The organism is Grimontia indica (genome assembly GCF_000333895.2).
In the GTDB taxonomy this organism is placed as follows: Bacteria; Pseudomonadota; Gammaproteobacteria; order Enterobacterales; family Vibrionaceae; genus Enterovibrio; species Enterovibrio indicus.
Map to the genome: position 1 here is coordinate 188,103 of NZ_ANFM02000002.1, position 23,221 is coordinate 211,323.

The following is a 23,221-nucleotide window of genomic DNA, read 5'->3' on the forward strand; positions in this document are numbered from 1 at the left end:
CCCGTCTCTGTTTGGGGAAAATGATCTGACAGCAGCGCTAAATCTGACATCTCCATTGGTTAACATGCGACGTTTTTTGCACCGCCTCCCATGGTGTAATTTCAGGTAACGAAGCGTTTCACCGTGATCTTTATTTCAAATCGCTTTTTGTACTCACCCTATGATGGTCGCCGAATTGAGAGGCCGGTATTGGCCTTTTGCAGATAACCTGACAGGTGTGAAAATGACGTTTAAATTGGCTCCTCTTTCTGCATCCATCCTGCTTTCACTGGCACTTGCCGCCCCTGTTACTGCTGCACCCGCAAGCAGTGACTCACTTCAGCAATACACTAACGTTCTCGACAGAACTGGCGACCCACAATTTCTGCGTGACTACGACAGTTACAGCAACCTTAAATACAACGCCTTTGTCGATAACGGTGCCTGGCATGGCCACCTGCTGCCTACCAATGAGAAAGGCTATGGCGCGGTAGGCGGCATCATGCAGGTCACGCAGGAATACGCCCACTACCTGTCAGATCAAACCTTCGATAAGTTAGTACTGACTGACAACAAAAGCGGCGAGGTGATTGATTTTTCATCCGCACAGGCGAACATCTACAGTACGCCGGACGCCTTGGTACAGGAACTAACGACACCCAGCCTGAAAGTGACCATGACCCTGAGATTTGTCACCGACCGCACGTCCTTGCTTGAAACCAAATTTGAAGATTTAAGTGGCAAAAACCGTCATTTCACCGCTGAATGGCAAGGCGAATTGCTTTCCCATGCCCTTTCGAGCCAACCGACCAAAACCGTTGACGAGTTCTACCCTGATTACGGCCGTAAACTCACGAAAAACAGACTGGGCCTGACCATTTCCAGCAACGAAATGAAAGGCAACTGGGCCATTCGCAACGATGCAGATTCCGCGTTTGTGATTGCCCGCTCGGTGAAAACCGACACGGACATTGATGGTCTTGCGTACACCGAGACCACTAAAATCAAAGTGAAGCACAACAAAGATACCCGCATTTTCACCACCTTCTCGCATCTGCATAACACCGAAGAAGTGGCCGCCGAAAGTCCAAAAATCAAAGCCATCCTGAAAAAGCCTGATACCTACATGGAAGCGGCAAAGACGCGTTGGACGGAGTATCTCAGCAAGGGCCTGACTAACGAGCAGGCAACACAAGCTCAAAAGCGTGTTGGCGTGAAAGCCATGATGACACTGAACAGCAACTGGCGCGCCGCAGCTGGTGACGTAGAACATGACACCGTGACCCCTTCGGTTACGGGACGCTGGTTCTCCGGCAACCTGACCTGGCCTTGGGATACCTGGAAACAAGCCTATGCCATGGCGCACTTCAACCCAGACGTCGCGATGGAAAACATTCGCACCGTGTTCCAGTATCAGGTGCAGGAAGATGACGTTATTCGTCCTCAGGACAAAGGCTACCTGCTGGATGTGGTGACTTATACCGCGCCGGAATCCCGCGGTGGTGCTGGCTCTGAAAACTGGAATGAGCGCAACACCAAGCCATCATTAGCGGCCTGGGCGGTGATGGAGATTCATCACGCCCTTCGAGATGAATTTAACCGCCCGGCAGATGCGCAGGCATGGATTGATGAGATGTATCCGCAGCTTGTTGCCTACCACGACTGGTGGCTGTCTAACCGAGATCACAACGGTAACGGCGTTCCAGAATACGGTGCAGCAGTCGACCCGGCCCACAACACAGAAGATGGCCGTATGTATGTGGAAGTGGTCACGAAAGAAGATCTTGGCGCCAAGTTTGGTGCAGATGCCGTCTTGATCGGCAACGAGAATGGCGAGCGTCAATATCAGATTATTGGTGTGGATAACTATAACCGTGTGCTGGATGAAGTGATTTACTCCGATCTCCATGTTGGCGCTCAGGAAGCCGCTGGCTGGGAATCCGGCATGGATAACGCCGCACGCTTTGGTTTTATCTATGAAGACCAGCTGCAGGCCTACGCTGACAACACCTACAACGGCGATCTGGAACACGCCCGCAGAGACTGGCAAGTCCGCTTTGGCGAGAACCGCGATGCTGAAACCAATGCGCTACTTGGCTTCTCTATGTTGCAGGAGTCGGTTGATCAGGCCTCTTACATGTACTCAGATAACTTCTATCTGGCGGACATGGCTGAGCGTGTATCGGTTGGTGTAGACGGTAAAGAGCGCGCACAAGAGTTCCGCACTGGCGCAGAACAAATCAAAACTTACATCAATACCTGTATGTTCGACGAAGCGACTGGCTTCTATTACGACATCCGCATGGTGGATCAAAATGGCAAGGACACCACCTATGAGAAGAACGGCGTCATCTGCGCGGGCGAACCACTCGTCGAACGTGGCCGCGGCCCAGAAGGTTGGGGGCCGCTGTTTAACGGCGCAGCTACTCAGGCGCAGGCTGATAGCGTGATCCGCACGATGACAGACCCTGACGAGTTTGCTACCTCGGACGCCTTCCCGGGTTACGGTATTTCCCTGCCTACCGCGAGCCAGACCAATCCGGCTTATGGTAAAGACATCTACTGGCGCGGCCGGGTATGGCTGGATCAGTTCTACTTTGGCGTAAAAGCGATGGAGAAATACGGCTACGGTCCGGAAGCAGTGCAAATGGCACATCAGCTGTTTGAAAACGCCGAAGGCATGACAGCAGACGGGGCAATTCGTGAAAACTATAACCCGGAAACGGGCGCGGTTCAGGGAGCCTCTAACTTCTCATGGAGTGCGGCACACCTGTACATGCTCTACCGTGACTTCTTCTGATTGAAGGGTCTCAAAAAACAAAACGCTCCCATTAGGGAGCGTTTTTGTATGCATTGATTGATACAGCTTAAACGTGCTGCCCTGCTACCCAGCCTGAGCTCCAGGCCCATTGGAAGTTGTAGCCACCGAGCCAACCGGAAACGTCCATTACTTCGCCAACAAAATACAGGCCAGGCACTTTCTTGGTTTCCATGGTTTTTGATGAAAGCTCGTCGGTATCCACACCGCCCAGTGTCACTTCTGCCGTGCGATAACCTTCGGTACCATTCGGTGCGATGCGCCACTGGTGCAGATAATCGCCAAGCGCGGTAATGTCTTTCGGGTTTAGCTGCTTAAGAGGCTTATCCTGAATGTCACCACGTTCGATCATGGCTTCCACCAGACGCTTTGGCAGCAGTCGCGCCAAACTGTTTTTCAGGCTCTGTGCCGGATGCTTGTCACGCATTGCGTTGATGGTTTCCACCACGTCTAAGTCCGGCAGCAGGTTAACCTCCACTTTCTCGCCCGGCGTCCAGTAAGAGCTCACCTGAAGGACCACAGGGCCAGACAAACCACGGTGAGTAAACAGAAGGTTTTCTTTAAACAGCACGCCGCTTTCGGTGGTAATGGTCACGGGAATCGCGATACCGGACAAATCAGCAAACGCCGCTTTGTCTTTGTCATGCAGGGTAAACGGCACCAGACCGGCGGTCGTCGGTATACGTGCCAACCCGAACTGCTCGGCGATTTGATAACCAAACGGGGTCGCACCGAGCTTCGGCATGGAAAGACCACCGGTTGCCACCACCAGTGACTGGCAGCTTACCGTGTCCGTATCCAGCTTCAGGATGAAGCCGTCTTCGGTCTTTTCGATATCATGCACATCGCAACGGTAACGCTGTTCAACGGTCGGCAGGTCGCACTCTTTCAGCAGCATTTCAACGATGTCTTTGGCGGAGTCGATACAGAACAGCTGGCCATGCTCACGCTCTTCCCACGCAATGCCGTATTCGTTGACCATGGAGAAGAAATCCCACTGGCTGTATTGTGCCAGGGCAGATTTCGGAAAGTGCTTGTTACGGCAGACGAAGTTAGCAGCTGACACATCATAGTTGGTGAAGTTGCAGCGGCCACCGCCGGAGATCAGGATTTTCCGACCCGGTTTTTTGCCGTTATCAACCACCAGCACGCTGCGACCACGCTTACCTGCCTGCGCGGCACACATCAGGCCTGCTGCGCCTGCGCCAATGATCACTACATCATACTGCTTCATCTTTATTGCCCATTACACGAAATCGGGCGGCATTGTAGCCGCCCGAGCACCTTGGAGCCAGTCTAGTTTTTGTCCGGCGCTGGCGCCAATTCAGGATTGAGCGGGATCTGCGCTTTCATGCCATCATCACGGTCAAACGCGATAGTACGGGTCGGGAAGGCAAAGTCGGCACCATGTGCATGAACAATCTCGACAATTTTCAGCATCACGTCCTGCTTCACTTCATGGTATCGCGCCCAATTGATGGTTTTGGTGAAGGTGTAGATAAAAAAGTTCAGTGATGAGCCCGCAAACGCATCAAAATTCACCATCAGGGTGGCGTTCTGCTCGATGTCTGGATGGGTCTCCAGCATCTTTTTTACATCCGCGACGATTACCCCCATTTTGTCCGCATCTTTGTAGCGGATACCGATGGTTTCGTTGATGCGGCGATTGCGCATTCTTGATGGGTTCTGAACCACGATATTACTGAACACCGAATTCGGAACATAAAGCGGGCGGCTTTCAAACGTGCGGATCATGGTCATTCGCATACCAATGCGCTCAACCGTACCTTCTATGTTTCGGTCTGGTGAGTTAATCCAGTCGCCGACGCTGAAAGGCCGGTCGAAGTAAATCATCAGGCCACCGAAGAAGTTCGACAGCAAATCTTTCGCCGCCAGACCGACAATCAGGCCACCAACACCACCAAAGGTGAGAAGACCTGTCAGGCTGATACCAAACTCTTGCAGCAGCGTCAGCACACCGATGAAAGCAAGCAACAGGCGCATCACATGGCCAATGGCGGATACTGTGGTCTGATCGCGTTTATCCGATTGGGACAGATACGCTTCGATAGCATTCACCAAACGCAGCATCACCCAGAGCATCAAAACGATGAGCAGCACGCGGCGAGAGATACTCAGCCAGTCTGTGCCGACTTTAGCGCTCGCATCCATCAAGCTGCCAATGGCAAACGTCGATGGCCACAACCAGATAAACACGCTGATTGGTGTGCTCAAGGCTTGCAATACGATGGTGTCCCATTGGGTTCGGGTTTTCTTCGACACCTCCACCAGCTTGCTGAACACCAGTCGCCACGCCAACCAGCCAATGGCTGCCGCGCCCAGCATCAGACCGACGTGTTCCAGCCAATCAAAATTGAATCCCTCAGCACTTTGCTGCCACCACGCAAGAAATCTATCCAAAACCTGCTCCGACGTTATGAGTTTGTTCTGGTTCAGAAGGTTAACAAAAAAAACGCTGGCACCTGCCAGCGTTTTCCGAGATTTGAGTTTGCGATGGTTTTTCTCGCTTTAAAGTCCTGCAAATGCCACAAAAAAGAGGGACATAACCAGTGCAAGCACCAGCGCCGTCGAAAGAATGAAAAGGTGGCGGACTTTATTGCATTTGGCAATAAACGCATCGTCGTGGTGATGCAAATATTCCTGGCTGCGAATGTAATGAAACAGTCGCTTCTGGCGGCTGATATCACCTTGCGGCGCAAAAAAGTTGTTGCCGCGTGCCACTTGTTGATACAGGAGAGGATTGGCATCCCGCAACATGACCAACAAGGTTCGCAACGAGCTCAGATAGCGCATGATGTTAACCAGTGTGACGAAAAAAATCGCAATAATCAGGGCGTCTCCGCTCATGGTTCATCTCCCAGTATTACTGATGCGCAGCCCTATTAGGATTGCCCACCACAGAGGCAGTTCACGAAATACTGCGCCTGTCAGATAAAACTCAATGAAGAACAGGGTCTTTCCGTCTTCCCCCAAATCCGTTTTGCGCTCGCTTAGCGAAAATGCAAACCGGTAGACCAGACTGAATGGGTAGATACGACAATCTGGTGTCAGATGGCTCAACCTCTCCGAAATGAGGTGTCATCCACGCCGCAGTCTCCATGGTTTGAGACCTGCGTTTTGCCACCACACGTCACCCTTAGTGATTTAGTTTTCGGCTCCGTGTTTTATTTAAGTATAGATTTGATGCAGAAAACGCCAACCCAAAGTGCATATTCTTTGTGCTTTGAGCTGGATTCCAGATAAGCGATTGTTTTTCTTTTTTATCAGTCTGATAGCTATTCTCTCTATTAAGGGAAAGCTGTTTTTCCCAGAAAAATCATGCACTGGTAGTCGAGTCACGCAATGCGCATCGGCAGTGGGATCCAGGCAACAGTCTTCACACAGGGACAGTGGTAATTTTCACCTGTAATCATTGGCTTAATGGGGAGTCAGGCTATGGGCTATAAACACATTTTGGTGGCAGTGGATTTGTCATCTGACAGTGAGGTGTTGGTGCAAAAAGGTGCGGCGCTGGCAGCTCCTTTGGGCGCAAAACTCTCACTCATTCACATTGATGTGAACTATGCGCAGCTCTATACCGGCCTTATTGATGTGAATTTGGTAGAAACCCGCAACCGCATCATTGATGAAGCGCAGTCCCAGTTAAATGCACTGGCAAGACATGCCGATTATCCTGTCGCGCATACGCTGGTTGCCAGTGGCGATCTGGCGGATGAAATCACTGAGTCCATCAGCCACTACGAGTTTGATTTAGTGCTTTGTGGCCATCATCAGGACTTCTGGAGCACCCTCATCTCGTCGGCCAAACAGCTTATCAACAAAACGCCGGTCGACATGCTGATGGTGCCACTGCCAAGCTGATCGCGACGCTCCTCCGTCCAGCATAAGATCGCTACACATTGCCGCCAAGTTCATTAGAATTGGCGGCAATTTTAATGATTTTAGGGAAAGAAAATGGGGTATTTATCGTTTGTCACCCTGCTGTGGGCGTTTTCATTTAGCTTGATTGGCGTGTATCTCGCCGGGCAGGTCGACGCTTGGTTTTCAGTTGTCACCCGTGTGGCACTCGCGGCACTGGTTTTCCTGCCGTTCCTGCGTCTGAAAGGCGTACCTAAACCACTGATGCTGAAACTGATGGCCATCGGTGGCATTCAGCTTGGCTTGATGTACTGCTTTTACTACCAGTCTTTCCTCTACCTTTCTGTACCGGAAGTCCTGCTGTTCACGGTTTTCACACCGGTCTATGTCACCCTCACCTACGATTTACTGAACCGTCGTTTCTCGCCTTGGTATCTGATGACAGCGGCATTGGCAGTATTAGGTGCGGTGGTGATCAAGTTTGCCTCAGTGAACCCGAACTTTATGCTGGGCTTCTTGATTGTTCAGGGTGCAAACCTCTGTTTTGCAATCGGTCAGGTCGGCTACAAGGTAGTGATAGAGCGTGCCGAAATTGAAGTGCCTCAGCGTACTGTGTTTGGTCTTTTCTACCTTGGCGCTCTGTGCGTTGCCCTGCCTGCGTTCCTACTGCTTGGCAGCACCGATAAATTGCCCACCACCAATCTGCAGTGGGGCATTCTGATTTACCTTGGCACTATCGCTTCCGGTCTGGGCTATTTCCTGTGGAACAAGGGCGCGACCCTTGTGAATGCCGGCGCGCTGGCCGTGATGAACAATGTGTTGGTGCCGGCAGGTATTATCGTGAATGTGCTGATTTGGAACCGCGATGCTGACCTGATGACACTGGCGTTTGGCGGCGTGGTGATTCTGGCATCACTCTGGCTCAATGAAACCTGGGTCAAAAAGAAAATCGAAGCGACCGCCTAATTCTTCCAAGCCTATAAACAAAAAACACCGCCATCTGGCGGTGTTTTGCTATTTGGTTATCTTCTGTCTCAGCGCTTACAGGAAAGCGTAAGCATCTGCGAATAGGTGGTCTCGCTCTGCGCCACGCTCGTTACAGAACATCTCGCGGGCAGCGCCTGCCATTTCAAATCGACCTGCGATGTAAACATCGTACGCAGACAGTGATACGAAATCTTCCATCACGGCTTCGAGCACGTTGCCCACTTTGCCATTCCAGGCTTCCGGTGCATTTTCAACCACCGGGATGTAGTTCAGGAGGCCGTTCTTCAGTGCCAGTGCTTCCATTTCGTCATTGGCGTAGAGCTGGCTCGCGTCGCGGCCACCCCAGTATAGGAAGATAGGCTGCGCAAAGTTCTGGCTCAGGCAATGATCAACCATACTGCGTACGTAAGAGAAGCCCGTACCACCCGCAATCAAGACCAGCGGGCGCTGGCGTTCTTCACGCAGCCAGGCATCACCGTGTGGCGCTTCAATCACAAAAGAGTTGTCGCCTTTTTCCAATGTCGCTTTAGCCGCTTTCACCACGTCCATCGCGTAGGCATTTTCTTCTGCCGCGCCGATGTGCAGTTCCAGCTCATGGCCGTTCTGGCGACATGGGCTGCTGGCAATCGAGAATGGACGCTTGTCTTTCTCACCCATCACTGCCAACAGGTATTGACCTGCTTTGTAGCTCACTGGCTGTTCAGGCTTCAATAAAATTCGATAAGTGTTATTGGTCAGTGACGACACTGACGTAACTTCACATTTAATAGTCATCGCTTTCCTCAAAACTAACCACCAGATCACTGCATGGAATGGCCTGACAGGCAAAGATCCAGCCTTGTTGTTTTTCCTGTTCAGTCAGCATTGGTTCGAGATGATATCTCACCTCGCCTTCAACCAGCCGACACAGGCAGCTTGCACAAGCCCCAATCTGGCAACGGTTAGGAAAAGGTACCCCTGCGTCGAGCGCGCCTTGTAATAATGTCTGGTGTCCGGATACGGAAAATTGCGTTCCGGCAGGCATCAGGTGTACCGCATACATGTTCTAGAGACCCAGTTTATCCCACATTTCATCAACATTCGCGACAGTTAGCGGGTCTTTGCTGATGGGTGTTCCCCACTCACGAACCGACTCACCCGGCCATTTGTTGGTCGCATCTAATCCCATTTTAGACCCCGGACGCAGAGCCTGAGACTCATCATCCTGCGCGTTTGCGCGCAACAGGGTATCACGAGCGGGATCCATTCGGGTGGTTATTGCCCAAATTACATCGTTCCAGTCGCGGATGTTGACGTCTTCCTCATCAAACACCATCACAAACTTCACGTCCGCCACTTCCCCAAGCGAATTCCAAATCGCCTCGATGATTCGCGGGCCGTCGCCGAGTGACTGTTTCTTGATAGTGGCCATCACCATGCCGTTGGCATGCGCTTCCGGTGGCAGATAAATATCCGTCAGTTCACTGTGTGCCGCTTTAAGAGCCGCAACGCGGGATTCAATCTCTTCACTGTCCGCAACACGAGCGTCGTCATTGGCGTAACCTGAAAGCTCAGCTTCCCACTTCTTGGTAACATCCAGACCCATTTTTGAACCTAAGCCAACAACAGGAGATGCAAAGTCCAAGGAATCGATCGGGGTATGCTCAATCATCAGGGTGTCGCGTACCGGATCCATGCGGGTCGTCATCGCATGAGCAACATTGTGCCAGTCACGCGCGTCCACGTCTTCATCACAAACAATCACATACTTGGTGTACATAAACTGGCGAAGGAAGGACCACACGCCCATCATCACGCGCTTGGCATGACCTGGGTACTGCTTCTTCATGGTCACCACTGCTGCGCGGTAGGAGCAGCCTTCCGGTGGCAGGTAGAAATCAACAATCTCAGGGAACTGCTTTTGCAGGATAGGTACAAACACTTCATTGAGTGCCACACCCAAAACGGCAGGTTCATCCGGCGGACGTCCGGTGTACGTGCTGTGGTAAATCGGCTTCTGGCGCATGGTCAAATGAGTCACAGTAAACACGTGATGGCGTTCAACCTCGTTGTAGTACCCGGTGTGGTCACCATAAGGGCCTTCATCCGCAAACTCATTCGGGTCAATGTAGCCTTCCATGACGATTTCCGCGCTCGCGGGCACATCCAAATCATTGCTCAGGCTTTTCACCACTTCGGTTTTGCTGCCACGCAAAAGTCCGGCAAACGCGTATTCAGACAAGGTGTCAGGCACTGGGGTCACCGCGCCAAGAATGGTTGCCGGGTCTGCACCATAAGCGACTGAAACCGGGAAAGGTTTACCTGGGTGGGTTTCCATCCACTCACGCAGATCAAGTGCGCCGCCACGGTGCGCCAGCCATCGCATGATGACTTTGTTCTTACCGATTTTCTGTTGGCGGTAAATTCCTAGATTCTGGCGTTTTTTATTGGGGCCACGGGTAATGGTGAGACCCCAGGTCAGCAAGGGTGCGACATCGCCCGGCCAGCAGCTCATCACGGGAATTTTATCGAGATCGACCTCATCGCCCTGCCAAACCACTTCCTGACATGGCGCTTTGCGAAGCCGTTTCGCAGGCATGTTCAGTACCTGACGGAATACAGGCAGCTTTTCAATGGCGTCTTTGAAGCCTTTTGGTGGTTCAGGCTCTTTCAGGTAGGCCAGCAATTTGCCGACTTCGCGCAGTTCTTTCACTTCTGTGCGCCCCATCCCCATTGCCACGCGCTTCGGTGTACCAAACAGGTTGGCCAATACTGGCATGTCATAGCCGACAGGATTTTCGAATAAGAGTGCAGGCCCACCGGCACGCAGGACGCGGTCGGCAATTTCGGTCATTTCCTGATCTGGGCTGACAGGGTGAGAGATGCGTTTAAGCTCGCCCACAGATTCCAGGTGGTCGATAAATGCGCGTAAGTCAGTAAATTTCATAACCTTCCCGGTTGAGGTGTGTTGGTTCGATTATAACGAGCCGATAAAACCTGAACAGGCGGATATGTAAGAATTCTTAAGGCAATTAGCCTTCTACCTGTTCCAGTCCATTGCGGATGTTTCTGCGAGTCACGCCAGAGGTCGTTTGTTCGAGCTCACGCAGCCATTCTGTATGACCTTTGCGGGCGATCAGCTCAACAACGTTTTTACCCCGCTGACGATCGGCGATTTGCTTTTGCAGGAAGTCTTTAACGTTTTGAGGCAAAGGGTGCAATCCCGCGAGCTGTCGCACAGCCGTTTCCGCCAGTACGGGGTTGACGGTGGCGGCGATCATCAGCTCGATATGCTTGTTGGAAATAGGCGGCATTTCGAGTTTCTGGAGGGCAGCCAAACTATAACTGTCTGTGCGGCGAAGCCACAACAAGTCGTACACTTTGGGCTTGTCGCTTTTCTCAGCAAGCGCTGCAAGCAGTGCATTGTCTGGGCTCCATACCATGTTTTTGTCATCAAGGTACAAAGTGACCAACTTATCCAACTGGGTTTGATTGAGTGTGGGTACGAGAGTGACTATCGCTTCACGGCGCAACGCGTAGTCATTCGAGGAAAAAGAGAGCCACTTCGACAGGTTAAGCTGGTTGTAGTTGAGAAGGCGCATCGCCTCATCCTGCATCAACTTGATTTGCCAACGGTTGAGTACCCATTTCGCTTCCCCAGCGTAGTTAAACGCTGGCATGGTGACCCAAAAGCCATCCCCCTGACTTTTCACCAGGTATTTGGGTTGTTGTCTGCTGATGGTTACCAGAAACTTTTCGCGCTCTGGTGTCATGGTTGAAAAATCGAGCGCCCTGCGAGCCAGAACGGTCAAGGCTTCTTCTTTTTGAAGTTCAGGCAGGGAGTCCAGGTACGTATTAAGCGCATCGATGTCGTTTTCATCGAACAATTTCGTGGCACGCAGGATTTTGGAGACGGAGGCAGGATCGGCCATGTGTGCTGCCACGTCGTTGGGAGAAAGCGTCACAGCACGTGACACCCCAAACAACAGGGTTGGCAACATAACAGCGAATAAAATCAGTAATCGTTTCATCCCGGAAATCCTACGTCAGCCTATCCATTTACGCTGACTGGTTGGCGATTTGCCTCAATTCTGATGATCTGTATCAGTTTTGGCAACTAATAAGATTGTAATTAGAGAACAATCCGTTTGTCAGCCTAATAAAAAAGCACCGCATTGGCGGTGCTTTTTTATCAATTTGAAACGCTTACGACTTCTGACGACGCATGGCTTCGAAGAACTCGTCGTTGGTTTTGGTCATTGCCAACTTGTCGATCAGGAACTCCATGCCTTCGATTTCGCCCATTGGGTGAACAATCTTACGCAGGATCCACATCTTCTGAAGTTCGTCAGGCTTGGTCAGCAACTCTTCGCGACGGGTGCCTGAACGGGTGAAGTCGATAGCTGGGAAGACACGCTTCTCTGCAATCTTACGGGACAGATGCAATTCCATGTTACCTGTACCTTTGAATTCTTCGTAGATAACTTCATCCATCTTAGAACCGGTATCAACCAGTGCTGTCGCGATGATAGTCAGGCTGCCGCCCTCTTCTACGTTACGTGCCGCACCGAAGAAACGCTTCGGACGGTGCAGTGCGTTCGCATCCACACCACCGGTCAGTACTTTGCCCGAGCTTGGTACCACGGTGTTGTATGCACGTGCCAGACGGGTGATGGAATCCAGCAGGATAACCACGTCTTTCTTGTGCTCAACCAGACGCTTGGCCTTCTCGATCACCATCTCAGCAACCTGTACGTGACGGCTTGCTGGCTCGTCGAAGGTTGAGGCAACCACTTCACCCTTAACCAGACGCTGCATCTCGGTCACTTCTTCTGGACGTTCGTCGATAAGAAGTACCATCAGCTCACACTCAGGGTGATTGTAGGCAATGCTCTGCGCAATATTTTGCAGCAGCATGGTTTTACCCGCTTTTGGCGGTGCCACAATCAGACCACGCTGACCTTTACCGATTGGCGATGCCAGATCCAGCACACGTGCTGTGATGTCTTCGGTTGAACCGTTACCACGCTCCATCACCATACGCTCGTTGGCGTGCAATGGGGTCAGGTTTTCAAACAGGATCTTGTTACGCGCATTGTCAGGCTTGTCGTGGTTAACTTCGTTCACTTTCAACAGTGCGAAGTAACGCTCACCGTCTTTCGGTGGACGAATTTTGCCTGAAATGGTGTCACCGGTACGCAGGTTGAAACGGCGAATCTGGCTTGGCGACACGTAGATGTCATCCGGGCCTGCCAGGTAAGAACTGTCTGCGCTGCGCAGGAAGCCGAAACCGTCCTGAAGAATTTCCAGCACACCGTTACCAAAGATATCTTCGCCGCTTTTCGCGTGCTGCTTAAGGATGGCAAAGATGATGTCTTGTTTACGGAGGCGGGCAAGGTTCTCAAGGCCCATGCTTTCGCCCAAGGCTACAAGCTCAGAAACGGCCTGATTCTTCAGTTCGGTAAGATTCATAGTGGTAGGTGTCTTGTCAGTCAAATTTGAGGTCTGAGTTAGTTAGGGTTTAGCGATCAAGGGTGTGATCGAGGAATGAACAGAAATGTACAATTTACGTGCAATAAGTTAGCACCAGATTGGAAAGCTGTCTAGCTGGCGGAAAGAATTAAGCCGTGCCCGGGGATGGTCACGGCTTCTCTGTCACATTACAGGTTTGCGTCCAAGAACTCTTTCAGTTGAGTTTTAGACAGTGCGCCAACCTTAGTTGCCGCCACGCCACCGTCTTTGAACAGCAGCAGCGTTGGAATACCACGGATACCGAACTTAGGTGGTGTACCTGCGTTCTGGTCGATATTCAGTTTACCAATAGTGACTTTCCCTTCGTATTCTTCAGCGATCTCGTCAAGAATCGGGGCGATCATCTTACAAGGACCACACCACTCTGCCCAAAAATCAACCAGTACAGGGCCTGCAGCATTGATAACATCTGCGTCGAAGCTGTCGTCGGTCAGCTGCAAAATCTTGTCGCTCATCTTTCACTCCAATGATTATTTTTTGTCACTGGTGATATACCAACCAGTAAATCATCGCACTATTTGAATGTATTCACTATCGTATTGCAAGCCTAAGCTGATATTCTATGCGGATGAAAATGACGCATCTCACAGAGCAGAAATTTGCCGACTTCGGTCTTCACGCCGATGTTATCAAGGGTTTGGAAGAAAAAGGGTTTCATAATTGTACCCCTATCCAGGCTCTGGCATTGCCGGTCCTGCTCACCGGCCAAGACATTGCAGGACAGGCCCAGACGGGCACAGGTAAGACGATGGCATTCCTGACTGCGACTTTCCACCATTTGCTGACAACGGAGGCACCTGCCGACCGCAAGAAAAACTGTCCGCGCGCTATCATCATGGCACCAACGCGCGAACTTGCGATCCAGATCTATAACGATGCTGCTCCGCTGCTGGCTTCAACCTCTCTGACTGCGGGTCTTGCCTACGGTGGCGAAGCTTATGAGAAGCAAAAAGAAGTACTGGAAGGCGGCGTTGATATCCTGATCGGTACCTGTGGCCGTATTATCGATTTCTACAAACAGCGCGTGATTGACCTGAGCGGTATTCAAGCTGTTGTGCTTGATGAAGCAGACCGTATGTTCGATCTGGGCTTTATCAAAGACATCCGCTTCCTGTTCCGTCGTATGCCAGCTCCGGCAGACCGTCTGAACATGCTGTTCTCCGCGACCCTTTCTTACCGCGTGCAGGAACTGGCGTTTGAGCACATGACCAACCCAGAGCATGTTGTGGTTGAGCCAGAACAAAAGACCGGTCACCGTATTAAGGAAGAACTGTTCTACCCGTCGAACACCGACAAGATGCGCCTGCTACAAACCTTGATTGAGGAAGAGTGGCCGGAACGTGCGATCGTGTTTGCAAACACCAAGCATCGCTGTGAAGACATCTGGGGTCACCTGGCAGCTGACGACCTGCGTGCAGGCCTGCTGACTGGCGATGTTCCTCAGAAGAAACGCGTTAAGATTCTGGAAGAGTTCACCAAAGGCAATGTAGACATTCTGGTTGCAACCGATGTTGCTGCACGTGGTCTGCACATTCCTCAGGTAACCCACGTATTCAACTACGACCTGCCAGATGACTGTGAAGATTACGTTCACCGTATCGGTCGTACCGGTCGTGCTGGTGCAAGCGGTGCGTCTATCAGCTTCGCGTGTGAAGAATATGCCGTGAACCTGCCAGCGATCGAAGAATACATCGATCACGCCATTCCGGTATCTGAATACAATGAAGAAGCCCTGCTGACTGACCTACCTGCACCTATCAAGGTACACCGTCCACGTCAGGTAAACAGCCGCCGTAACACCTCCGGCAAATCCGGCTCACAATCACGTGGCCGCGGCCGTCGTCGCCCGTCGACCAACAAAGCGTAAATCTATCAGGGGTAACCACAGAGCATGGAAAACGCGCGTTCGCCCCTGTACGCTGCCATTGACCTCGGTTCAAACAGCTTCCACATGCTGGTTGTTCGTGAAGTTCAAGGCAGCGTACAAACGTTGGCAAAAATCAAACGTAAAGTACGCCTGGCCTCCGGCCTCGACAGCAATTTGAATCTCAGTGACGAAGCCATGCAGCGCGGCTGGGATTGCCTTTCATTGTTCGCTGAGCGCCTTCAGGACATTCCTTCAGACAATATCCGCATCGTCGCTACCGCCGCCCTTCGCAGCGCCAAAAATGCCGATGTGTTTATCAAGCATGCTAACCAAATTCTTGGCCATTCCATCAATGTGATCACCGGAGAAGAAGAAGCCTGCACCATCTATCAGGGCGTGGCACACACCTCGGGCGGTAAAGGTAAACGTCTGGTGGTCGACATCGGTGGCGCCAGTACCGAAGTGATTATCGGTGAAGGCTTTGATGCTGCGGCATTGACCAGTCTGGATATGGGTTGCGTGACCTGGCTGGAAAAGCACTTCAAAGATCGCTCACTCACCGAAAAGAGTTTCGACTCCGCCATTGAAGGCGCAAAAGCGGTGCTTTCCCCTATCGTCAAACGCTATCGCGAGCTCGGTTGGGATGTCTGTGTCGGTGCCAGCGGCACTGTGCAGGCCTTGCAGGAGATCATGGTTGCGCAAGGTATGGATGAAACCATCACCCTGGCGAAACTCCAGCGCCTTCGCAAACAGGCAATTGGCTTTGGACAGGTAGAAGAGCTCGATATCGACGGCCTGACGTTAGAGCGGGCTTTGGTGTTTCCAAGCGGCCTCTCTATCCTGATTGCGATATTTGAAGATTTAGGTATCGAGTCAATGACGCTGGCTGGCGGCGCGCTGCGTGAAGGTTTGGTGTATGGCATGATGGATACAATGTCCGAGCAGGACATCCGAAAGCGTACCATTCATAGCATACAGTCCCGCTACCAGTTGGACGACATCCACGCAGACAACGTCGCGAAGACAGCGCAAAGCCTGCTGCAACAATGCGGTGAAGGCTGGATTGCAGAGCCTGTCGCTCCCGTGATGCTTGATGCTGCTGCGAAACTGCATGAAATAGGCATGAGCATAGGCTTTAAAAAGGACGGGGAGCATGCCGCTTACCTGCTCGATAGCCTCGACCTACCCGGTTTTACCCGCGCGCAGAAAAAACTGCTGGCTGAAATGCTGCGCCACTACCGCGAGCAACTGGTTCCGATTGCGCCGCAAAGTGCAATTTCACCCAACAGCGCTAACCGCCTGCTGCGTCTTTTACGCATAGCGGTACTGCTCTGTCACCGCCGAGACAGTAAAGCGATTCCTACTGTGACGCTGAAAGCAAACGGCGACTCGCTCGAACTGACGATGCCTGATAACTGGCTGAACGCAAATGTGCTGATGGCGACTGAGTTGACGCTTGAAGCAGAGCGCCAGAGTGATAACCACTGGCCGCTGACCATAGCGTAAGTCAGTCGAAGGCACAAAAAAGCACGGTCGAAACCGTGCTTTTTCTTTTTGGGTTGATAATGACGAGTTAAACGCCAATCCCGCTGTGGCGCAGCAGTGCATCCGGTGATGGCTCGCGACCACGGAAGCGTTTGAACAACTCCATTGGCTCTTCACTGCCGCCGCGCTCAAGAATGTTCTCAAGGAACGACTGGCCGGTTTCGGTGTTGAAGATACCTTCTTCTTCAAAGCGGCTGAACGCGTCTGAAGACAGCACTTCCGCCCACAGATAGCTGTAATAACCCGCACTGTAACCACCCGCAAAGATGTGGCTGAACGAGTGTGGGAATCGGTTCCAGTCTGGAGACGGCACAACCGCGACCTGACTCTTCACTTCTGCCAGCGTTTCCAGCACTTTCGCACCTTCTTCCGCGTCGAAACGGGTAAACAGGGTGAAGTCGAACAAGCCAAACTCCAACTGGCGCAGCATGCCCATGGCGGAGTTGTAATTCTTCGCCGCCAGCATTTTATCCAGCATCTCTTTTGGTAGTGGCTCGCCGGTCTCATAGTGGCCGGAGATAAACGCCAGCGCGTCTTCTTCCCAGCACCAGTTTTCGAGGAACTGGCTTGGCAACTCAACCGCATCCCAAGGTACACCGTTGATACCAGATACCGACGACACATCAACCTTGGTCAGCATGTGGTGGATACCATGGCCGAACTCGTGGAACAGCGTCACCACTTCATCATGGGTAAACAGCGCGGGTTTACCACCGATTGGCTTGTTGAAGTTACAGGTTAGGTAAGCGACCGGGCTTTGCAGCTCACCAGATTCGGTCACACGACGCACTCGGCATTCGTCCATCCAAGCGCCGCCACGTTTGTGTTCACGGGCGTAGAGGTCGAGATAGAAGCTGCCGCGCAGTTCGCCTTTCGCATCGAAGATATCGTAGAAAGACACGGACTCATGCCACACGTCCACGCCGTCACGACGTTTAACGTCCATGCCGAACACACGTTTCAGCACTTCAAAAAGACCGGCAACCACTTTGTCTTCTGGAAAGTAAGGGCGCAGCTCTTCATCAGAAATACTGTATTGATGCTGCTTGAGTTTCTCGGCGTAGTAACCCACATCCCAAGGCTCAAGCGTTTCCACACCGAAGTTGTCTTTGGCGAATTGCTTGAGGGTATCGAATTCTTTCAAGCCCTGTGGGCGTGCTTTTTCCACCAGCTCGTTCAGGAAGGTCAGTACCTGATCAGTAGACGCCGCCATTTTGGTTGCCAGCGACAGTTCACTGTAAGTGGCAAAGCCCAGCAGACGGGAAATTTCACTTTTCAGCAGCAGGGTTTCATTGATGAGGTCGGTGTTGTCCCACTTACCTGCATTTGGACCACGGTCAGACGCTCGGGTAGTGTACGCCTCGTACATTTCTGCGCGAAGTTCACGGTTGTCACAGTACGTCATGACTGGCAGGTAAGACGGAATGTCCAACGTCAGCACATAACCTTCAAGCTCTTTGCTTTCTGCCTGCGCTTTAGCTGCAGCAAGCGCGGATTCAGGCATGCCCGCCAGCGCGTTTTCGTCGGTCACATGCTTGGACCAACCCATGGTGGCGTCGAGCACATTGTTCGAGAAAGTCGACGACAGCTCAGACAGTCGCTTGCTGATCTCACCAAAGCGGTGCTGCTCTTTAGGTGGCAATGCAATACCGGAAAGCTCGAAATCGCGCAGAGAGTCTGTAATGGTCTTTTGTTGAGCTGGCGTCAGGGAGTCAAAATCATCACGCGCTTTAATAGCCTTGTAAGCATCATAAAGCGGCTTGTGCTGTCCAACCCACGTCGAGTAGTCAGACAGCATAGGAAGGCAGGCTTCATACGCCTCTCGTAATTCCTGACTGTTCACCACCGCATTCATATGGCCTATCGGTGACCAAATGCGACTTAGTCTGTCGTCGCTTTCTGCCAGTGCTGCACAGATGGTGTCCCAGCTTGGATCTGTGTTGTTTTCCAAAACCGCTTCAATCGCAGCGCGGCAATCAGCAATTGCCTGCTCGACGGCAGGTTGCACGTGCTCAGGTTTGATTTGAGAAAAAGGAGGCAAATCGTTAAACGACAGCAGCGGGTTGGACATAATGAGTTCCTTCATAATATTCAGTCTTAGTATTTATGAAGGCAATTAAGCGGCTTTTCAATGCTGAGGCTGGATCCATCCCTCCAATAAGCGATAATGCTCGACACTTTTCTATTTTCACCGGATATCGACATGCTCAGTTACCGCCACAGCTTCCATGCTGGCAACCATGCTGATGTGCTCAAACACATAGTTCAAAGCCTCATCATTGAATCGCTCAAGCAAAAAGACAAAGCCTTTGTCTACCATGACACCCATAGCGGTGCGGGTCGCTACGATTTGTCTGACGAGCGCGCTGAGAAAACCGGTGAATACAAAGAAGGTATTGGCTTGATTTGGGAGTGCGACGATGCCCCTGAAGCGATCAAACCTTACCTTGATACTATTCGCGCACTGAACCAAGGCAACAAACTGCGTTACTACCCAGGCTCACCGAAAGTCGGCCGCAGCCTGCTACGCGAACAAGACCGCGCTATTTTCACAGAGCTTCACCCTAGCGACTTCCCTCTCCTGCTTCAGGAGTTTCGCGGTGACCGCCAGGTAAAAATGTACAAGGAAGACGGATACGCACGTCTTAAAGCCAGCTTGCCACCCAAAGAGCGACGCGGAGTGGTGTTGATTGACCCACCTTACGAGCTCAAGCACGAATATCAGGACGTGGTAGATGCGATTGATGAGAGCGTGAAGCGCTGGGCAACCGGCACCTATGCGATTTGGTATCCGGTGGTTTACCGCAAAAATATCGATCTCATTACCAAAGGTCTGGAAAAGCTGGGCATCCGCAAAATCCTGCAAATCGAACTGGGTGTAGCGGAAGACAGTGAAGAGCGCGGCATGACAGCGTCCGGCATGATTGTGATTAATCCGCCATGGACGCTGGAAGCACAGATGAAAGAAATTCTACCTTGGCTGCAAAGTAAAATTGCACCCGAGACAGGCCACCAATTTGTACAATGGGTAGTGCCTGAATAACATACGGATCTTGAAAGGTCTGATATTATCAGGGGATGCTAATGCTTCCCCGCTCAACGGGATTTAAGAATAACCAAACGGAGAAACTCATGGCCAAGCATTTTGATTATATTTGTATCGGCGGCGGCAGTGGCGGTATCGCCTCTGCAAACCGTGCCGCGATGTACGGTGCAAAAGTCGCGTTGATCGAAGCGCAACACCTCGGCGGCACCTGCGTAAACGTAGGTTGTGTACCGAAAAAGGTGATGTGGCACGGCGCGCAAATCGCAGAAGCCATCAAAATGTACGGCCCAGACTACGGCTTTGACACCACACTGAACAAATTCAGCTGGGACAAGCTGGTAGAAAACCGTGAAGCCTACATTGGCCGCATCCACACCTCTTATGAAAACGTGCTGGGCAAGAACAAAATCGAAGTGATTGAAGGCTTCGGCAAGTTTGTTGACGCTAAAACGGTTGAAGTAAACGGCGAGCACTATACCGCTGACAACATCTTGATTGCTGTCGGTGGCGCGCCAACCATTCCAAACATTCCAGGCGCGGAACATGGTATCGACTCAAATGGCTTCTTTGAGCTGAACGAGCAACCAAAACGCGTTGCAGTGGTTGGTGCAGGCTACATCGCAGTAGAAATCGCAGGTGTATTAAATGCACTCGGCACTGAAACACACCTGTTTGTGCGTAAAGAGTCTCCACTCCGCAGCTTCGACCCGATGATCATCGATACCATCGTTGAAGTGATGGAAAAAGAAGGCCCAGCGCTGCATACCCACTCGATTCCAAAAGAAGTGGTGAAAGAGTCTGACGGTTCACTGACCTTGCATTTTGAAAGCGGTGAGACCCACAACACGGATCTGCTGATCTGGGCAATCGGCCGTCATCCAGTCACAGAGAAAATCAATCTGGCTGCAGCAGGTGTTGAAACCAATGACCGTGGTTACATCAAAGTGGATGAGTTCCAGAACACCAATGTTTCTGGCATCTACTGTGTGGGTGACATCATGGAAGGCGGCGTCGAGCTGACGCCAGTCGCGGTTAAAGCAGGTCGTCAACTGTCAGAGCGACTGTTCAATGGCAAAGCAGACGCCAAGATGGACTACGAGCTGATCCCAACCGTGGTTTTCAGCCACCCACCAATCGGCACCATCGGCCTAACTGAAGGCGAAGCGAAAGCGCAGTACGGCGAAGAGAATGTGAAGGTTTACACCTCCAGCTTCACCGCCATGTACACCGCCGTTACCCAGCATCGACAGCCATGCAAAATGAAGCTGGTATGTGCGGGTGATGACGAGAAAGTGGTGGGTCTTCACGGCATCGGCTACACCGTGGATGAGATGATTCAGGGCTTTGGCGTTGCAATGAAGATGGGCGCCACCAAAGCAGACTTCGACAGCGTTGTCGCGATCCACCCAACTGGTTCCGAGGAATTCGTTACTATGCGTTGATCGCCAAGCGATTAAAAAGAGCCTCGCACTTGCGGGGCTTTTTTATGCTTCAAAATCAGATAAATAGTCAAAACACCACCTGACACCCCACCAACTTTCTTATCGCGAGACTTGTAGCCAATTTGCCTGACCTCAAATACACCGTGCGCTAGATCACAATACAATATCTCGCCTGTTAAAATCTCTCAGATAAAACTCTCACAAAAAGAAGGTCTATTGAGCTTTCTGTCTCTTTCAAATAATTAGACCTTCATTCCAGAATGCTGAGTGCGACTGGTCAATTTATCTAAGTATCTATTCATATATTTATTCATTCCGGGTGAGAGATGAACTTTAAAACTTCTGTGTTGGCAGCGTCAGTTGCTTTGATTCTGGCGGGTTGTGGTAGCGATGATTCGACGCCAGCGGTTGGTGGTGGCTCTTCCACTGAACTCGCTAAAAAGCCGACCATTGCAATTCCTGAAAGCGGCAAGTTTATTGATGCGCAGGTAGAAGGTTTGTATTACGTGCAAGGTATAGAGGGTGCTGATGGCTGGACAACGGCTGACGGCTCATATGATATTGATGCAAACGACCCAAGTGTAAAATTTGTGCTGGGTAACGAGCATGGCGGTTTAGTGCTAGGTAACGTCTCTGGCCGTCATATCAGCACGCCATACGAAGCACTGGGCACCCAGGATCGTGTTGTTTCGCTGGTTCGTCTATTGCTGACTATTAACGCGAACGGTGATGACACCTCTATTGCTATTCCAGCTGAAATCAAAAATGCGGCGAGTAATTCAAACATCATCAATAGCTTAAAATCTATTGAGTTGGATCGCTTAGAAACAACTTCAACAGAATTTCTAACTGCACTGGCATCAGCAACAAGCGAAAGCTATACGCTAGTATCTGAAAAGGTTGCAATGGATCACCTTAAGGGTTCGCTTGAGAACTTGGATCGCGGCTCAGACACTATCCTGACTCACTGGGCAAAAGGTTCTAACTGGACATTTGTTCAACGCAGCGCTACTCAACGTATTGGTCAACGCAATTTAAGTAACAAAGATTCTGTTGATTTTAACCTAGTCATTCACGCAGACCGTTCTTTTGGTGATAAGACGTTCGAAAAAACGAACATTCCTGCATCTAATATCTTCACAATTCAAAATGATAAATTCATTGAGCGTGAGGGCTCCAATGACGGCAGCATTAGCGGAAGCTATGCGTTAACCTACTTGAGCTGTGTAGAGAATGATGGTGAGTTTGGCTGGGTAGAAGAAAACGGAAACGAGCTCCCTGCATGTGATGGCGAGACTAACTATCCACAACCTGAGTGGGATGATGTTCTCAACCACTACGAATACAAGCTGACTGATCCGACGGGCATTGTTACCGAAGATATCGCCCATTCTTGGGATGGTGTTGCTGAGATGGGTGCCATGTACGAATGCATGGCAAACTCTAACTGTAGTGAGAAAGCGCTAACTGTTTATCAAGAACAAGAGCGTGATGATTCTGATAAACAGGATCAATCCAAGCTGCTTCTAGAGATCATGTCTGGCTCTTATGATCCAATTACGGATGTCTACACGGAGACGCGCTCCAAAGAATACCTAAACGGTAATAACGAGGGTCGTATATCTGAAAGCATTAGCTTTACCTATCCAGTTGAAAAGCCGGGCGTTGACCGCTACGTAGACTTCAAAGGCACATGGGAAGTGACGGCGACTGACCCGAATTGTCCGGGCACGGTTGCAAAAGCCCAATTTGAATTCACCGACACTGGCGTAACCATGACAGGTGATGAGTTAAACGACTGTAACCCGGAATCTTACAATGGTGGATCTGCGCTGTACACCGAGCTAGCAGCCATGGATTACTGGTGGTTTGGCACAAATGCGGCTGGCGTTTCTAAAGCAACATTGGACCAACTGAACACCACAATCCGTTGGAACGATCGCGAAGATGGTGAAAATAGAGACCATTTCAAAATTAACCGCTTCAACTATATTCCAGCAGGTGTTAACTGGGATCGCGGTGTACTAACTCGTTTCACGCTTAATGACCAAGGTGACAAGATTTACACCGAAACTTGGCGCAAAATTGCGAACTAACAGCCGTAGCTAGATACTCTCAAAGCGGCCATCCAGCCGCTTTTTCTTCCT

The 23,221-nt window shown here is 51.2% G+C and carries 19 protein-coding genes; 8 read left to right on the top strand and 11 right to left on the bottom strand.

Annotated features, from left to right (window positions below; genetic code table 11):
• The first annotated feature begins 223 nt into the window (after positions 1-223).
• On the top strand, positions 224-2,779 hold the full coding sequence (gene ygjK, locus D515_RS01555; RefSeq protein WP_039849472.1) for an alpha-glucosidase: 2,556 nt from the start codon (positions 224-226) through the stop codon (positions 2,777-2,779).
• A 67-nt stretch (positions 2,780-2,846) separates the two neighbouring features.
• Here the strand turns inward: ygjK and D515_RS01560 are convergent, their stop codons facing one another.
• The 4 genes from D515_RS01560 to D515_RS25645 form a co-directional block, all read right to left on the bottom strand.
• Positions 2,847-4,031: a BaiN/RdsA family NAD(P)/FAD-dependent oxidoreductase gene (locus D515_RS01560; RefSeq protein ID WP_002535455.1), complete on the bottom strand. Its 1,185-nt coding sequence runs from the start codon at positions 4,029-4,031 to the stop codon at positions 2,847-2,849.
• A 62-nt stretch (positions 4,032-4,093) separates the two neighbouring features.
• Positions 4,094-5,218 carry a mechanosensitive ion channel family protein gene (locus D515_RS01565; RefSeq protein ID WP_002535456.1) on the bottom strand — a complete coding sequence of 375 codons (1,125 nt, stop codon included), beginning with the start codon at positions 5,216-5,218 and terminating at the stop codon, positions 4,094-4,096.
• A gap of 108 nt (positions 5,219-5,326) precedes the next feature.
• Positions 5,327-5,665 (bottom strand): universal stress protein UspB, encoded by a 339-nt coding sequence (gene uspB / locus D515_RS01570; RefSeq protein ID WP_002535458.1) that lies wholly within the window; start codon positions 5,663-5,665, stop codon positions 5,327-5,329.
• Positions 5,666-5,668: 3 nt separating this feature from the next.
• Positions 5,669-5,878: a hypothetical protein gene (locus tag D515_RS25645; protein ID WP_002535460.1), complete on the bottom strand. Its 210-nt coding sequence runs from the start codon at positions 5,876-5,878 to the stop codon at positions 5,669-5,671.
• 375 nt (positions 5,879-6,253) lie between these two features.
• Between D515_RS25645 and D515_RS01575 the strand changes: the two genes are divergently transcribed.
• Together D515_RS01575 and D515_RS01580 are read left to right on the top strand one after the other, a co-directional pair.
• Positions 6,254-6,679, top strand: coding sequence for a universal stress protein (locus tag D515_RS01575; protein WP_002535461.1), 426 nt, complete (start codon positions 6,254-6,256; stop codon positions 6,677-6,679).
• Positions 6,680-6,772: 93 nt separating this feature from the next.
• The gene (locus D515_RS01580; protein ID WP_002535462.1) at positions 6,773-7,642 is read left to right on the top strand and encodes a carboxylate/amino acid/amine transporter; all 870 of its coding nucleotides are present in this window, start codon (positions 6,773-6,775) and stop codon (positions 7,640-7,642) included.
• A 75-nt stretch (positions 7,643-7,717) separates the two neighbouring features.
• Here D515_RS01580 and fre read toward each other — a convergent pair whose 3' ends face one another.
• The 6 genes from fre to trxA form a co-directional block, all read right to left on the bottom strand.
• Positions 7,718-8,437 (bottom strand): NAD(P)H-flavin reductase, encoded by a 720-nt coding sequence (gene fre, locus D515_RS01585; protein ID WP_002535463.1) that lies wholly within the window; start codon positions 8,435-8,437, stop codon positions 7,718-7,720.
• Positions 8,427-8,705, bottom strand: a complete 279-nt coding sequence (locus tag D515_RS01590; RefSeq protein WP_039849450.1) for a 2Fe-2S iron-sulfur cluster-binding protein — start codon at positions 8,703-8,705, stop codon at positions 8,427-8,429. Before D515_RS01590 ends, fre begins: the two co-directional genes overlap by 11 nt.
• Before the next feature lie 3 nt (positions 8,706-8,708).
• Entirely contained in the window at positions 8,709-10,589 is a 1,881-nt protein-coding gene (gene ubiD, locus D515_RS01595; protein WP_002535465.1) for a 4-hydroxy-3-polyprenylbenzoate decarboxylase, read from the bottom strand.
• Between the two features lie 85 nt (positions 10,590-10,674).
• On the bottom strand, positions 10,675-11,673 hold the full coding sequence (locus D515_RS01600) for a hypothetical protein (protein ID WP_002535467.1): 999 nt from the start codon (positions 11,671-11,673) through the stop codon (positions 10,675-10,677).
• Positions 11,674-11,848: 175 nt separating this feature from the next.
• Positions 11,849-13,114: a transcription termination factor Rho gene (rho, locus tag D515_RS01605; RefSeq protein WP_002535468.1), complete on the bottom strand. Its 1,266-nt coding sequence runs from the start codon at positions 13,112-13,114 to the stop codon at positions 11,849-11,851.
• 188 nt (positions 13,115-13,302) lie between these two features.
• Positions 13,303-13,629: a thioredoxin TrxA gene (gene trxA / locus D515_RS01610; protein ID WP_002535469.1), complete on the bottom strand. Its 327-nt coding sequence runs from the start codon at positions 13,627-13,629 to the stop codon at positions 13,303-13,305.
• 113 nt (positions 13,630-13,742) lie between these two features.
• Between trxA and rhlB the strand changes: the two genes are divergently transcribed.
• The gene (rhlB, locus tag D515_RS01615; protein WP_152442335.1) at positions 13,743-15,041 is read left to right on the top strand and encodes an ATP-dependent RNA helicase RhlB; all 1,299 of its coding nucleotides are present in this window, start codon (positions 13,743-13,745) and stop codon (positions 15,039-15,041) included.
• 24 nt (positions 15,042-15,065) lie between these two features.
• The gene (gppA, locus tag D515_RS01620; protein ID WP_002535473.1) at positions 15,066-16,547 is read left to right on the top strand and encodes a guanosine-5'-triphosphate,3'-diphosphate diphosphatase; all 1,482 of its coding nucleotides are present in this window, start codon (positions 15,066-15,068) and stop codon (positions 16,545-16,547) included.
• Between the two features lie 67 nt (positions 16,548-16,614).
• On the opposite strand, the gene prlC is transcribed toward gppA, so the two are convergent.
• On the bottom strand, positions 16,615-18,657 hold the full coding sequence (gene prlC, locus D515_RS01625; protein WP_002535475.1) for an oligopeptidase A: 2,043 nt from the start codon (positions 18,655-18,657) through the stop codon (positions 16,615-16,617).
• A 132-nt stretch (positions 18,658-18,789) separates the two neighbouring features.
• Between prlC and D515_RS01630 the strand changes: the two genes are divergently transcribed.
• The 3 genes from D515_RS01630 to D515_RS01640 all read left to right on the top strand — a co-directional run bounded on the left by D515_RS01630 (position 18,790) and on the right by D515_RS01640 (position 23,170).
• On the top strand, positions 18,790-19,629 hold the full coding sequence (locus D515_RS01630) for a 23S rRNA (adenine(2030)-N(6))-methyltransferase RlmJ (protein ID WP_039849473.1): 840 nt from the start codon (positions 18,790-18,792) through the stop codon (positions 19,627-19,629).
• Between the two features lie 89 nt (positions 19,630-19,718).
• Positions 19,719-21,074 (top strand): glutathione-disulfide reductase, encoded by a 1,356-nt coding sequence (gene gorA, locus D515_RS01635; protein WP_002535478.1) that lies wholly within the window; start codon positions 19,719-19,721, stop codon positions 21,072-21,074.
• Positions 21,075-21,400: 326 nt separating this feature from the next.
• Complete coding sequence (locus tag D515_RS01640; protein ID WP_002535479.1) at positions 21,401-23,170, top strand: hypothetical protein; 1,770 nt, start codon at positions 21,401-21,403, stop codon at positions 23,168-23,170.
• The last annotated feature ends 51 nt before the right edge of the window (positions 23,171-23,221 follow it).

Coding starts and splice junctions, on each gene's coding strand:
- rhlB (WP_152442335.1), top strand. CDS start 13,743: ATGAAAATGACGCATCTCACAGAGCAGAAATTTGCCGACTTCGGTCTT.
- gppA (WP_002535473.1), top strand. CDS start 15,066: ATGGAAAACGCGCGTTCGCCCCTGTACGCTGCCATTGACCTCGGTTCA.
- ubiD (WP_002535465.1), bottom strand. CDS start 10,589: ATGAAATTTACTGACTTACGCGCATTTATCGACCACCTGGAATCTGTG.
- D515_RS01590 (WP_039849450.1), bottom strand. CDS start 8,705: ATGTATGCGGTACACCTGATGCCTGCCGGAACGCAATTTTCCGTATCC.
- D515_RS01580 (WP_002535462.1), top strand. CDS start 6,773: ATGGGGTATTTATCGTTTGTCACCCTGCTGTGGGCGTTTTCATTTAGC.
- D515_RS01575 (WP_002535461.1), top strand. CDS start 6,254: ATGGGCTATAAACACATTTTGGTGGCAGTGGATTTGTCATCTGACAGT.
- uspB (WP_002535458.1), bottom strand. CDS start 5,665: ATGAGCGGAGACGCCCTGATTATTGCGATTTTTTTCGTCACACTGGTT.
- D515_RS01640 (WP_002535479.1), top strand. CDS start 21,401: ATGAACTTTAAAACTTCTGTGTTGGCAGCGTCAGTTGCTTTGATTCTG.
- ygjK (WP_039849472.1), top strand. CDS start 224: ATGACGTTTAAATTGGCTCCTCTTTCTGCATCCATCCTGCTTTCACTG.
- trxA (WP_002535469.1), bottom strand. CDS start 13,629: ATGAGCGACAAGATTTTGCAGCTGACCGACGACAGCTTCGACGCAGAT.
- fre (WP_002535463.1), bottom strand. CDS start 8,437: ATGACTATTAAATGTGAAGTTACGTCAGTGTCGTCACTGACCAATAAC.
- prlC (WP_002535475.1), bottom strand. CDS start 18,657: ATGTCCAACCCGCTGCTGTCGTTTAACGATTTGCCTCCTTTTTCTCAA.
- D515_RS01560 (WP_002535455.1), bottom strand. CDS start 4,031: ATGAAGCAGTATGATGTAGTGATCATTGGCGCAGGCGCAGCAGGCCTG.
- gorA (WP_002535478.1), top strand. CDS start 19,719: ATGGCCAAGCATTTTGATTATATTTGTATCGGCGGCGGCAGTGGCGGT.
- rho (WP_002535468.1), bottom strand. CDS start 13,114: ATGAATCTTACCGAACTGAAGAATCAGGCCGTTTCTGAGCTTGTAGCC.
- D515_RS01630 (WP_039849473.1), top strand. CDS start 18,790: ATGCTCAGTTACCGCCACAGCTTCCATGCTGGCAACCATGCTGATGTG.
- D515_RS01600 (WP_002535467.1), bottom strand. CDS start 11,673: ATGAAACGATTACTGATTTTATTCGCTGTTATGTTGCCAACCCTGTTG.